Raw genomic sequence first — 14259 nt, forward strand, 5'->3', positions numbered from 1 at the left:
GATATATAGTTCATGGTTTTCCTTATTTATCTTCTTCACTATCTTCGTGAAGATTAATTTCTTGTTTAACTGGTTTCATAGCTGGAAAAAGTAATACATCTCTAATTGAGTGCTCATTTGTAAGCATCATTACTAATCTATCCATTCCGATACCTTGACCTGCACATGGAGCCATTCCATAAGATAATGCATTTACGAAATCTTCATCCATTTCATGTGCTTCATCATCACCACCTGATTCTTTTGCTTCCATTTGGCCTTCAAATCTTTTTAATTGATCAATTGGGTCATTAAGTTCTGAGAATGCATTTGCTATTTCTTTTCCAGCAATAAATAATTCAAATCTGTCAGTTAAATGAGATTTTTCATCATTTCTTCTTGCAAGTGGAGAAATTTCTACTGGATATTCTGTAATAAAAGTAGGGTCTATTAGTTTATCTTCAACATATTCGTCAAATAATTCACCTTGTAATTGTCCTAAATTCATTTTTTCATTTACATCTACATTTGCAGCTTTTAAATAAGCAATAATTTTTTCTTTATCTTCCGTAACATCAGCTGGAACACCACCAATACTTGTTAAAGATTCAATTAATGGAATTTCACTAAAGTTTGCGAAATTAATTTCTAAATCTCCATAAGGTAATATCGTTGGTAAATCTAAATGTTCAAATAAATATTCAAAATACTCTTTTGTTAAAGCAATTAAATCTTTATATGTTTTATAAGCCCAGTAAAATTCAATTGATGTGAATTCTGGATTATGTGTTGCATCCATACCTTCATTTCTAAAACATCTATTAATTTCAAATACTGCTTCAAATCCACCAACAATACATCTTTTTAAATATAATTCAGGTGCAATTCTTAAGAATCTATCAACACCTAAAGCATTATGATGAGTTGTAAATGGTTTAGCATTTGCTCCACCTGCAATTGGGTGCATCATAGGAGTTTCTACTTCTAAGAAACCTTTATCTTCAAAGAATCTTCTAGTTAATGATATAACTTTAGATCTTATATGAAAAGTTTTTCGAACTTCACTATTCATGATTAAATCTAAATATCTTTGTCTATATCTAAGTTCTTTATCTTGAATACCATGATATTTTTCAGGAAGTGGAGAAATTGATTTTGTTAATATTTTTAAACCATCAACATGAAGTGATAATTCACCTTTACCTGTTACAAATGGATATCCAGAGATTTCAATAATATCACCAACTTCAACAGTTTTCTTAAAAATCTCATTATAAAAACCTTCAGGAAGATTATCTCTACTTACATATATTTGTAATACTCCTGATTCATCTTCAATCTTTAGAAAAGATGCTTTTCCCATAAGTCTAAAGAATTTAATTCTCCCTGCAACTGTATAGTTTCTTTTTTCATCTCTTTTATCTTCTAATTGAAAAATATCACTATTTACATTTAGAAATTTACCAATTGTCGTATTTCTTGAGCTTTCATTTGAGTAAGGATTTATACCTATTTCTCTTAATTTTTCAGCTTTTTCTATTCTTTGTTGTATATATTTATTTTCGAACAATAAAAATTCCTTATTTATTTTCTTCTGATTTATTTACTATGCTTTGTAACTTTTCTTTTACAGTGTTGATTTGTTCTTCTGTTGCATCTGTAGTATTTGAAATTGTTTCTTCTACTTTTTTAACTACTTCATCTTCAACAGATTTTTTAACATCATCAATTGTACTTTGTACACCTTGAGTAATATCTTTTTTAGTATCTTCTATAGTTTTTCCCATTTCTTCAATAGCTGATTCCTCTTGTGAATCCTTAGATGTTGTAGCTTCTTTTGCAGTATCTACAACAGTATCAACTGTTTTTTCAATATTTGAAGTGATTGATGAAGTATCAAGTTTAATAATATAAGAACCTGTACTTATTAAATGTGGCATTACAACAGAACCTGCTGTTTTGTTATCAATAGCTTTTTTAAAAGATTCAACTTGATATAAAGCATATGCAATAACTGAAAATATTAAAAATACTTTAGCTGCTCCAAATACAAATCCAAAAATTCTATCAAATACTCCTAATCCACTTGCAGAGAATATTTTACTAACAATTACTCCAAGTACATAGATAATAATCCAAAAACCAATTAAAGCAATAATAAAGCCGATTAATTTAATTGTAGTTTCATTTTCTAACGCTAAAAACGGAGCTATTAAATTACCAATTTCACTTGCTGCACGTGATGCTACGAATATTGCACCAATAATCCCAACAATTCCGAAAACTTCTTTTATTAAGCCTCTAAATAAGCCTTTTAGTCCTAAAACTAGAGTAATACCTAGTATTACCATATCAAAAATAGTAAACTCTTGCATAGATTTCCTTTACATAATATGCGCTATTGTATCTAATGTTTTCAAAATTAAACTTTAAAAAAACTTTTGACTTTAATTTAAACTTTTTTAGATAAAATCTCTTCATGATAAAAAGATACCCAACAAAACAAATATTCGTAGGAAATGTACCAGTTGGTGGTGATGCCCCAATTCCTGTACAGTCAATGTGCTTCACAAAAACAACAGATGTTGAAGCTACTGTTGAGCAAATTCGAGCTTTACACTTTGCAGGCGCTGATATAGTAAGATTAGCAGTGCCAAATAAAGAAGCTGCTTTAGCTTTAAAAGAGATAAAAAAACAAGTGGATTTACCAATTGTTGCTGATATTCATTTTCACTACAAACTTGCATTAATTGCTGCAGAAGTTGTAGATTGTATTAGGATTAATCCAGGAAATATTGGAGATAAAAAAAGAGTACAAGAAGTAGTACGTGCTTGTCAAGAGAGAAATCTTCCAATTAGAATTGGAGTAAATTCAGGATCTTTAGAAAAACAGTTTGAAGATAGGTATGGACAAACAGCAGAAGGAATGGTTGCTAGTGCTGATTACAATATAAAATATCTTGAAGACTTAGGTTTTACTGATATAAAAGTATCTTTAAAAGCAAGTGATGTTCAAAGAACAGTCGAAGCTTATAGAACTTTAAGACCTATGAATAATTATGCCTTTCATTTAGGAGTTACAGAAGCTGGGACACAATTTCACTCTACAGTTAAATCTTCAATTGCTTTAGGTTCTTTACTTTTAGATGGTATTGGTGATACTTTAAGAGTTTCAATGACAGGAGAATTAGAAAAAGAGATTGAAGTAGGTAAGGCAATTTTAAAAGATGTTGGAATCACAAAAGAGGGTTTAAATATTATCTCTTGTCCTACGTGTGGAAGAATTGAAGCTGATTTAGTTCACGCAGTTGCAGAGGTTGAAAAAAGAACAAAACATATAAAAGCATCACTTGATGTTTCCGTAATGGGATGTGTTGTAAATGCAATCGGAGAAGCAAAATCTGCTGATGTTGCAATTGCATTTGGAAAAGGTTCGGGTCTTGTTATGAAAAAAGGTGAGATTATCGCAAAACTATCTGGGGATGCTTTGATTAATAGATTTCTTGAAGAAGTGGAAGTAGAAGCAGAGAAAAGAAAATAAATGGATAGCGTTTATAGTATAAATATAGAAAGAGCAGTATTAAGTTCAATACTTTTTAATCCTGAAGAATTAGAAGATGTTTTAGGTGTTTTAAAAGCAAAAGATTTCTATTTGCCTGCACATCAAAAAATATTTGATGTAATGATTAAACTTCATAATGACGATATGCCAATTGATGAAGAGTTTATAAGAAAAAGAATAAACGCAAAAGATGTTGATGATTCTATTTTAATTGAAATTTTATCAGCAAATCCAATTACAAATACTCTTGCATATGTAAAAGAAATTAAAGACGGCTCAGTAAAAAGAGAATTAGCTACACTTGCAACTACTATTAAAAAAGTAGCACTTGAAGAAGAAGTAAGTGGAAATGATGCCCTTGATACAGTTCAAGGGGAATTATATAAAATCTCAACAGATTCGGCAACTTCTGAGCTAAAAAATATGCAAGAAATCACAGGTGATACTCTTTCATATATCGAGAAAATGAAGAAACTTGGAAATAAACATTTAATTGGCGAAACAACAGGTTTTGAAGATCTTGATAGAAAAACAACTGGATTTAATGAAGGGGATTTGATTATTATTGCTGCTAGACCAGCTATGGGAAAATGTCTAGCACGTGGTACAAAAGTCTTAATGTTTGACGGTTCTTTAAAAGCAGTTGAAGATATAAAAAGTGGCGATAAACTTATGGGAGATGATTCAACTTCTAGAAAAGTATTATCAATAGCTAGAGGAAGAGAACAGATGTACTGGGTACGTCAAAATAAAGCAATAGATTATAGAGTAAATGAATCTCATATTTTATCTCTAAAAAGAAGCCGAACAGAAGGTCTACATAAAAATGGTGATATTTTAAATATAAATGTAAAAGAATACTTGGAAAAAAGTGATAAGTTCAAAAATAACTATAAGGGATATAAAGTTTCTGTTGAATTTGAAAATGAAAATTTATCAGTTTTAAAAAGAGAAGAAGAATTAAATTTTTTTATTGATAAAAATTCAACTGTAGAAAATGATTATTTTATTTTTGATGAAAATTTAGAAGAAATAGAAAAAATAAAATTTCTAGCTAACTCTTTAGGTTATTTAACATATTTTGAAAATAAAAAATTATATGTATCAAAACTTAAACTAGAGATAAATTTAACAGAAATCAAAATTGAAAAAGATATAGTAGATGATTACTATGGTTTTGAAATTGATGGAAATAAGCTGTTTTTACTAGAAGATATGACAGTTACTCATAACACTGCACTTGTACTTAATATGGCTTTAAAAAATGTAGAAGCGCAAAAAGGTGTAATCTTTTTCTCTCTTGAAATGCCCGCAGAACAACTAATGCTAAGAATGTTAGCTGCAAAAACTTCAATCCCTTTACAAAATCTTAGAAAAGGTGATATGAATGATAATGAATGGAGCCAACTAAGTGGTGCTTTTGAAGATTTAAATACTAAAAAATTATTTGTAGATGATGGTGGAAGTATAAATATTAATCAACTTCGTGCACGTGTTCGAAAATTAGCACAAAATGAAGATAATAATATCTCACTAGTAATCATCGATTACCTTCAACTAATGCAAGGTACAGGTGGAAAAGATAGACATCAAGAAGTATCAGAGATCTCAAGAGGGTTAAAAATGCTTGCGCGTGAGATGAAAATTCCAATCATTGCTTTATCACAGTTAAATAGGGGAGTTGAAAGTAGACCTGATAAACGTCCAATGCTTTCAGATTTAAGAGAATCTGGAGCAATTGAGCAGGATGCGGATATTATTATGTTTGTTTATAGAGATGATGTTTATAAAGAAAGAGATGAAGCAAGAAAAGAAAAAGAAGCAAAAGACAAAGGTGAAGAATACAAATCCTCATTTGTAAACAAACCAGTAGAAGAAGCAGAAATAATAATAGGAAAACAAAGAAATGGACCTATTGGAACTGTTAAACTTGATTTTCAAAAAGCACTTACAAGATTTGTTGATAAAGAAAACGATATGAACTCTTCAACACCTGTAGAAATCATATTTGAAAATGTTGCAGATATTGAAAGAGAAACAAATATGGATATGCCTGATATACTATAAATAAGCAGTTATTAAATCATTTTTTGCTATCATCATAATTTAAATTATACTAAATAATAATAGTAATAATTATAAAATTTGATAGGAATTAGCATGGTAAATATGATTTTATGTGGCGGAAATGGAACTAGGTTATGGCCTATTAGTAGGTCTTTAATGCCTAAGCAATTTGTTAAGTTATTTGATAATAAGTCACTTTTCCAATTAACTGTTGGAAGAAATAAAGACTTATGTAAAGAACAATACATTATTTCTAATACAGATCAATATTTTTTAGCTTTAGACCAATTAGAAGAATTAAAATGTAACAATGTAAAGTATTTACTTGAACCAATAGCAAAAAATACTGCACCTGCAATTGCACTTGCTTGTATGACATTAGATTATGATGAAATAGTTTTAGTTTCACCTTCAGATCATTTGATTAAAAATGAGAGTGAATATAAGAAAGTACTAATTCAAGCTAAAGAATTAGCAGAAAAAGATCATATAGTGACTTTTGGAATAAAGCCAGAATCCCCTGAAACAGGATATGGATATATTGAAGCAAAAGGACTAGATGTTCTTTCTTTTAAAGAAAAACCTGATTTAAAAACAGCACTTGAATACTTAGAAAAAGGTAATTATTATTGGAATTCGGGAATGTTTTGTTTTAAGGCAGGTGTTTTTTTAGATGAATTAAAAAAATATTCACCAAAAATCTATGAAACATCATTAAATGCTATTTCAAATACAAAAAAATCAGATTTAATAAGAATTTCACATCAAGATATGGATTTAATTCCAGAAGATAGTATTGACTATGCAGTTATGGAACAAAGTAAAAAAGTAAAAGTTGTTTATTCAGATATTTCTTGGAACGATTTAGGTTCTTTTGATGCATTATCACAAGAGTTTGAAAAAGACGAAAATGGTAATTCAATTGATGATAATATAATTACTATTAATTCAAAAAATAACTTTATTCATACTAGTGATAGAATGATTACCTTAGCTGATATAGATGATTTAACTATTGTAGATACTCCTGATGCTTTATTAATTACAAAAAAAGGTAGTTCTCAAAAAATAAAAGATATTGTTAAGGAATTAAAGGGAAGAGATACCGAGCTTCATAATATTCATTTAACAGCTCATAGACCTTGGGGAACTTATACAATTCTAGAAGATACTCCAGGATACAAAATTAAAAGAATTGAAGTTAAACCTGGGAAAAGATTATCTTTACAAAAACACTTTCATAGAAATGAACACTGGATAGTAGTTTCTGGAACAGCTACTGTAACTGTAGGTGAAGAGCGAAGATTAGTTAGACCTAATGAATCTACTTATATTAAAATGGGTGAGATTCATAGATTGGAAAATGAAGGTAAAATACCTGTAATTTTAATTGAAGCGCAAGTTGGTGAATATACAGGTGAAGATGATATTTTGAGAATTGAAGATGATTTTGAAAGAGAATAACTAATTGAAAAACAATATTATATTAGCTTTTAGCTTTGCGAAAAGAGATTTTAAAGAAAGATATGTAGGAACAAGTTTAGGTCAATTTTGGTATATACTTTCTCCAATAATTACAATTTTTATATATACTGTTATTTTTTCAGATTTTATGAAAATGAAATTAAATATTATTGATAATAGTTATGCATATAGTATTTATTTAGTTCCAGGATTATTGGCATGGACAACTTTTAGTACTATAATTATGAGATTAAATAATTCTTTTTCTGAAAAGTCAAATTTAATAAAAAAAATTGCAGTACCTATGTATACCTTTCAATTAAGTATTTTACTTACAGAATTATTTTTATTTATCATTTCAATTACTTTAAGTTTAGTTTTTTTATTTTTAGTTGATCAGCCTATAACTTTAACTTTTTTGTGGATGATTCCTGTAATGATTTTGCAAGTACTATTTGCTTTTTCTATTGGAGTAATTATTTCTTTATTCACTCCATTTTTTAAAGACTTAAAAGAAGCAATTCCTATCATCATTCAATTATGGTTTTGGATGACGCCTATCATATATTTAAGTGAGATGATAGAGAATAAATATCCTGCACTATTGATATATAATCCATTTTATTATTTTGTTAAAATATATCAAGATATATTTTTATTATCAAAAGCTCCTTCTTATGATTCTTTAATATCGATATCTATTCTTACTTTTTCAACACTTATTATTGCAGGATACTTATATAAAAAAATGATTCCTACAATTAAGGATATCATTTAATGAATAAAATATTAGAGATAAAAAATATAACAAAAATATATAAAATATATAAATCAAATTTGGATAGATTAAAAGAAGTTTTCTTTAAAAATAAATATCATAAAGAATTTATTTCTAACAACAATATTACTTTTGATTTATTTGTTGGTGAAACATTAGGAATTATAGGTACTAATGGTGCTGGTAAATCTACTCTTCTTAAGCAAATAGCAGGAGTAGTTGAACCCACTAGCGGAGAGATAATTAGACATGGTAGAGTTACAGCTCTTTTGGAATTAGGAACAGGTTTTAATCAAGAGTTAACTGGCTATGAAAATATTTTTTTAAATGGAACACTTATTGGTATGTCCGAAGAAGAGTGCAAAAGTAAATGTGATGAGATTATTGCATTTAGTGAGTTGGGTGATTATATTTACGAACCAATTATGACATATTCATCAGGTATGAGTATGCGTTTAGCATTTTCCATTGCACTTTTCTCCGAACCTAAAATTCTTATTGTTGATGAAGCTTTATCAGTTGGAGACGCTCATTTTTCAGCTAAATGTACAAAAGCGCTGAAGAAGAGAAAAGAAGAGAATATGAGTATTATTTATGTATCTCATGATTTAAATTCATTAAAAATTCTTTGTGATAGGGTAATTTTGCTAAACCATGGAGAAGTAGTAAGAGAAGGAACCCCTGAAGATGTTATAAATAAATATAACTTTCTTATTGCTAAACTAAATGAAGATGAAGATAAAATTGTTATTAGTGATGAGCAAAATAGTAACTCTTTTGGTACTTTTGATGTGGAGATTTTGAAAATTGAAATCTCAGGAAGTGAATCTAATTCAGCAGTAATAAGCTCTGGTGAAAATGCAAATATTACAATAGAAATGAAATCAAATACTGATATTGAAAATGTAAATATTGGAATACTAATAAAAGATAGGTATGGTCAAGATATTTTTGGTACAACTAGTAAGAATGAAGGCTTTGAATATCAATTAATTAATAACTCTAAGTATAAAATCACTTTTAATTTAGATTTAAATATAGGTATTGGTAAGTATACTATTAGTACAGCATTGGCAGTTGGTGAAAATCATTTAGATTGCTGTCTTCATTGGTTAGACCATGGTACTAATTTTGAGATTGCTGGAATAAAAGGTAGTCTATTTACTGGTATAAATAAGTTATATCCTAAAATATCAAAAATGGAAAAACTTAATGATTAACAAGGATTTTGAACTTATTTCAAACAAAGGTCAGAATATTTATTTTGAAAAAGAATTTAGAGTATTTACAGGACATGAAAATATTTATTTAGGTTCAAATATTTATTTAGTAGATACCTTAATAAACGCAGGAAATGATCTAGGCAGAATTACTATTGAAGATTATGTCTTTTTTGGACATGGAGTAAAGTTATTAGCAAGAGGTCATGATTATACTTTAATCGATGAAGCTAGACAGCAGGCCATTACAGAAAAACCAATATATATAAAACAAGGAGCTTGGGTTTCAAGTGGAGCTATTATATTAGGTGGTGTTACAATTGGAAAAAATGCTGTTGTTGCAGCAGGAAGTGTCGTAACAAAAGATATTCCAGATAATGCAATTTTTGCAGGAAACCCTGCAAAGTTTATTCGATATATACATAAAAAAACTTCTATATTTGAGAAGGTAAAGAATTTTATTAAAAAGTTTTTTTCTTAATTTCTCTCTTGTTTTTTTGCCCTTTTACTTTTCTATACCTTTTATATCTTCAATGATTCTTTTAAATGAAGGATAAAGTATTTTATTTCCATAAGCACTTAAATGGTCCCCATCAAAGAAAAGTGGATTATTATTATCCATAGCTGAACATGTACTTGTTGGACATAAAGTTACAAAAGGATCCCAAATAACTAGTTGTGGGAATTCCTTCGATAATATACTAAGAGAATCCATAACAGGTTGCCGATAATTTATAAGAAATTTACGATCAATTGTTAGCCCATCTTTACAAATAGGATTTGATGAGTTAAACCAATCTGAACAACGAAAAGCAGGTGATTTAAATACAGGTTTAGGTGCATCAATTATTATATCTAATGATTTTTCTTTTAATCTTTGCAGAATAGTTCTTGTTTCTTCTAAGGCAAGCTTTCTATTATTAATAGCGCTAGGAGTTAATTGCCGTGAGATTGGATCTGAAAGTTCAAAACTTTTCCATTGATCAGCTAAACGATTCATTCTTAATGATGCTAAAAAAACAGTATCGCCAACACTTGCTAATTTCTCAATTTCTTCTAACATTATATTCATATTTCGAGTACAAGCTTCACTTATAGCTGTTCCTGGAACAATTAAGTTTGCAATTGGACAACCACCAGTAGAAAGTGGATGAATCTCAATTCCATATTCATAAGATAATAGTCCTAACATAGTACTATATGCTCCAGCATGTGAGTCACCAACAACAAATAGTTTTTTGCCTTTTAGTTTTTCATTATTTTTTAAATCAAGAGGCGCTGCATATCTATGAGGATACCAGATTTCTTTTTCTTTTGTAACACTAAGATTCATTTTAGATTGCGATGTAAAAATAGTTTTAGAAAGAAAATAAGAGGCAATAACTATTAGTATTCCACTTGATATGATTATCCAATGTGGCTTACTAAGAATAAATTTGTTTTTTCTTATAGGAAGTTCAATAAAATGATAAGATAATATTGCGAATAAAACAGTTAAGAAAACTGCTAATGTCATTTGAAAAAGAGATTCTAATCCAATTGTCCATCTAAATAAAGCATAAATTGGCCAATGCCATAAATATAAGGAATATGATATTTTACCAGTATAAGCAAGTTTTTTATTTTCAAATATTTTTTGCAAAAAGGATTTATTCTCTGCTCTTCTAGCTATTCCTGCAATTAAAAACAAGGTTCCACTTACACTAAGTAATGCCCAAGGAAAAGGAAAAGAACCTTTATCTGAGAAAATGAATCCAGAAAACATTAAAATTAAACCTATCGCCATATAGATATTTGATTTTAAGCAAGAGTTAGCGAGGAAATTTTTATGTAAGTGTAGTTTAAAAAGTAATGCTCCTGCAGCTAATTCCCAAAATCTACTAGGTAATAAATAAAAAGCTCTATCCGAATGAAGAGGTGTCTCATACCAAGCAAAGATTAAAGAAAATACAAATAGTGAAGCTAATAACCAATTTGCAACTATACCTACTCTAGGATGCTCTTTATATTTAATCCAAATGAAAAATAAAAGTGGAAAGAAAACATAGAATTGTTCTTCAACTCCTAAGCTCCAAGTATGTAAAAATGGATTAAATTCTACTCTAGGAGAAAAGTATCCATCCGTAAACCAAATAAGAGCAAAATTACTATATCCAAAAAAAGCAGCTAATGCAGTTTCACTATTTGTTTGACTTAACCATGAATTAGGAATGAATAATGTACTTAAAATACTAAAAACAAGAAGCATTATTACCAATGGAGGTAAAATTCTCAATATTCTTCTTGCATAAAAATTTAGAATAAGTTCTTTAAAATTTGATTTGTAAGCTTTATATAAAGAGCTACTAACAACATATCCTGATATTACAAAAAAAACATCAACCCCTGAAAATCCACCACCTAAAAAAGATGCATCAAGGTGAAATATCATTACTGATAAAACTGCAAAAGCACGTAAACTATCAATTCCTGCAATATAAGAAAAGTTATTAGAATTATTATTATTATTCATTATTATATTATCCATTAAAAACATTATTAAAACCAGAAGTGTATCATTATAATCTTTAAAAAATGGACATAAAATATTGAGTAAATAGATTAGTACAAACTGGTGAGGAGTCTATTATCTCTAGTAATAAAAATTAAGGTAATGAGGTAATTACTAGCTTGGATATATTAATCTAACTTTTTGTATAATACAGGATTATAATCTTAAAAAGAGAGAAAAATCCCCTATGACAGTTGAAGAGATAATCAAGAAAATTAAAGTAGAAGCAAAAAATAATCAAAAAGATGAACCTTCATCTCTCCAGGATATACCTGAAAATGATTTTCAGGAAAATAAAACTAAAAATACTAAAGAAATATTTTATTCACTAGATGATTTTACAAAGTATCATGATGAAGAATTTATCAACAATGCATATCAAGGAATACTTAATAGAAAAGCAGATGAGTCAGGGAAAAGCAATTATCTTACAAAGTTAAGAGAGGGTGATTTAACGAAAGAAGAAATTGTTGCATTAATACATTTCTCAGAAGAGGGACAGCAACAAAATATTTCTATTAAAAATACAAAAATAATTTATTTATTAACTAAAGGGTATAAAGTTCCATTTTTAGGATATATCTTAAAAACTTTTGTATTATTAGCAACTTTACCTAAATTATTAAAACAAATAACAAAAAATGAAGGTCTAAGAGAAATAGAATCTATAAAACAAGAAGAAAAACATGATGAATTAATTAAAAAATTTAAAATGCATTCACTAGACACAAAACTACATCTTAAAGAACAAGAGGAAGACTTGTTTAATCAAGAAATAAAATTAAAAGAATTTAAAAATATTATAGAAAAGAATTTATCAAAAGTTGAAATTGGTTTGCAAGAAACTAATATATCTAAAGAACATTTAACAGAACTTATTAATGAAGCAAAAAAAAGACTTCCTCTTGAGCCTTTTAACAAAGAAGAAGTTCAAAGACTTATAGAAGAAGAAAATCATTTATTTGATGCTTTATATGTAAATTTTGAAAATGAATTTAGAGGAACAAAAGAAGATATAAAAAATAAAGTAAAAGTGTATTTACCATATTTAGAGAATTTACCATTTGACAAAGAAACTATAAATAGTCTTGATGTAGGTTGTGGTAGAGGTGAATGGATAGAATTATTAAATGAAAACGGTTATAAAAATACTACAGGAATTGATTTAAATCGTATGATGGTATTAGAATCAAAAGAACTAAATCTAGATGTTAAAGAAGCAGATGTTATAGCACACTTAAAATCTTTAAAAAGCGATAGTCTTGCACTTATTACAGGTTTTCATATCATAGAACACTTACCTTTTGATACTCTTATGAGTGTATTTGTTGAGAGTTTCAGAGTTCTTAAAAAAGAAGGTATGATTATCTTTGAAACACCAAATCCTAGAAATATTTTAGTAGGTTCATCAGACTTTTATCTAGACCCTACACATAAAAACCCAATACATCCTCTAACTTTAAAATTCTTAGTAAGACAAGCAGGTTTTACAAAAGTAGACTCGATGATATTAGATGATGAAAAATTAACAAACTTTGAAGATTTACAATTCAATGATATAAACGATTATATCAATATTGGTAGAGATCTAAGTGTAATAGCTTATAAATAATGAGAATATTAATTCCTTCAATCCAGGTACCCTTTATAAGTGGTGGTTCTACTCTTATGACAGAAGGCCTAAAACATGCCTTAATAAAAGCAGGACACCAAGTAGAAATAGTAACTATACCTTTTAAGTTTTCTCCAAATTCTTATGTGAGTAATCTAATAGATATTTGGAAAGAACAAGACTTTAATAACTTTAATGGCTATAAAATTGATATGGTTATTGCTTTACAATTTCCTGCATATTATGTAAAACATGACAACAAAGTTTTATGGCTTATGCATCAACATAGAAGTATGTATGAATTGTATAAAGAAGAAATAGCTAGTAAAGATGACGTACTTTTAAAAGATAAAATACATTCAAATGATTCTTCAGAATTATCAAATGTTACAAAAAGATTTTCTATGTGTGAAAATGTAAGTAAGAGATTATTAAAATATAATCATCTTTCTTCTATACCTGTATATCATCCTCCTGCTTATGAAGAAAATTTTTACTGTGAAGAAAGCTATGATTATATCTTTTATCCAAGTAGATTAGAAGAGCTTAAAAGACAAGATTTACTTATTGAAGCTATGAGATATACTATAAGTGATGTGTGCGTAATTATAGCAGGTGATGGTGGACAAAAAGAGAAATATAACGAACTTATAAAATCATATAATCTTGAAAAAAAAGTAAGACTTGTAGGTTTTATCTCTCAAGCAGAAAAAGAAACATATTATGCAAGATGTCTTGGAGTATTCTTTGCACCCTTTGATGAAGACTATGGATATATTACATTAGAAGCGATGTTATCATCAAAACCAGTTATTACTTGTGTTGATTCAGGTGGTCCCTTAGAGTTTGTAGAAAATGAAAAAACAGGATTTATAATTAATCCAGATCCAAAAGAGATAGCTAAAAAAATAGATTGGATGTATTTCAATAAAAATGAAGCTAAAGAATTAGGTGAAAATGCACTACGAAGTTATAAAAGTAAAAATATTACTTGGGATAATGTAGTCAACAAATTGTTAGGATAGT

11 protein-coding genes are annotated in these 14259 nt (G+C 28.2%); 8 read left to right on the plus strand and 3 right to left on the minus strand.

All coding sequences use genetic code 11. The features are described from left to right. Positions 1–22: 22 nt before the first annotated feature. Together lysS and KO488_RS05635 are read right to left on the minus strand one after the other, a co-directional pair. On the minus strand, positions 23–1549 hold the full coding sequence (gene lysS, locus KO488_RS05630; protein WP_216057819.1) for a lysine--tRNA ligase: 1527 nt from the start codon (positions 1547–1549) through the stop codon (positions 23–25). Between the two features lie 10 nt (positions 1550–1559). Then, on the minus strand, positions 1560–2354 hold the full coding sequence (locus KO488_RS05635; RefSeq protein ID WP_216057820.1) for a CvpA family protein: 795 nt from the start codon (positions 2352–2354) through the stop codon (positions 1560–1562). A 104-nt stretch (positions 2355–2458) separates the two neighbouring features. Between KO488_RS05635 and ispG the strand changes: the two genes are divergently transcribed. The 6 genes from ispG (at position 2459) to KO488_RS05665 (ending at position 9551) form a co-directional block, all read left to right on the plus strand. Beyond that, positions 2459–3520 carry a flavodoxin-dependent (E)-4-hydroxy-3-methylbut-2-enyl-diphosphate synthase gene (gene ispG / locus KO488_RS05640; protein WP_216057821.1) on the plus strand — a complete coding sequence of 354 codons (1062 nt, stop codon included), beginning with the start codon at positions 2459–2461 and terminating at the stop codon, positions 3518–3520. After that, a complete protein-coding gene (gene dnaB / locus KO488_RS05645; RefSeq protein ID WP_216057822.1) occupies positions 3521–5608 on the plus strand; it encodes a replicative DNA helicase in 2088 nt (695 codons plus the stop codon). Between the two features lie 93 nt (positions 5609–5701). Beyond that, the gene (locus KO488_RS05650) at positions 5702–7072 is read left to right on the plus strand and encodes a mannose-1-phosphate guanylyltransferase/mannose-6-phosphate isomerase (protein WP_216057823.1); all 1371 of its coding nucleotides are present in this window, start codon (positions 5702–5704) and stop codon (positions 7070–7072) included. A 4-nt stretch (positions 7073–7076) separates the two neighbouring features. Next, positions 7077–7850 carry an ABC transporter permease gene (locus KO488_RS05655; protein WP_228319034.1) on the plus strand — a complete coding sequence of 258 codons (774 nt, stop codon included), beginning with the start codon at positions 7077–7079 and terminating at the stop codon, positions 7848–7850. Continuing rightward, entirely contained in the window at positions 7850–9070 is a 1221-nt protein-coding gene (locus tag KO488_RS05660; protein ID WP_216057824.1) for an ABC transporter ATP-binding protein, read from the plus strand. Before KO488_RS05655 ends, KO488_RS05660 begins: the two co-directional genes overlap by 1 nt. Continuing rightward, the gene (locus tag KO488_RS05665) at positions 9063–9551 is read left to right on the plus strand and encodes an acyltransferase (protein ID WP_216057825.1); all 489 of its coding nucleotides are present in this window, start codon (positions 9063–9065) and stop codon (positions 9549–9551) included. The genes KO488_RS05660 and KO488_RS05665 overlap by 8 nt, the downstream gene beginning before the upstream one ends. Before the next feature lie 24 nt (positions 9552–9575). Here KO488_RS05665 and KO488_RS05670 read toward each other — a convergent pair whose 3' ends face one another. Next, a complete protein-coding gene (locus tag KO488_RS05670; protein ID WP_216057826.1) occupies positions 9576–11582 on the minus strand; it encodes an acyltransferase family protein in 2007 nt (668 codons plus the stop codon). Between the two features lie 226 nt (positions 11583–11808). On the opposite strand from KO488_RS05670, the gene KO488_RS05675 reads away from it, so the two are divergent. Further along, positions 11809–13233 carry a methyltransferase domain-containing protein gene (locus KO488_RS05675; protein WP_216057827.1) on the plus strand — a complete coding sequence of 475 codons (1425 nt, stop codon included), beginning with the start codon at positions 11809–11811 and terminating at the stop codon, positions 13231–13233. Further along, positions 13233–14258: a glycosyltransferase family 4 protein gene (locus KO488_RS05680; protein ID WP_216057828.1), complete on the plus strand. Its 1026-nt coding sequence runs from the start codon at positions 13233–13235 to the stop codon at positions 14256–14258. The genes KO488_RS05675 and KO488_RS05680 overlap by 1 nt, the downstream gene beginning before the upstream one ends. The last annotated feature ends 1 nt before the right edge of the window (position 14259 follow it).

The sequence above is a fragment of the Poseidonibacter lekithochrous genome, assembly GCF_018861145.1.
GTDB lineage: Bacteria > Campylobacterota > Campylobacteria > Campylobacterales > Arcobacteraceae > Poseidonibacter > Poseidonibacter lekithochrous_A.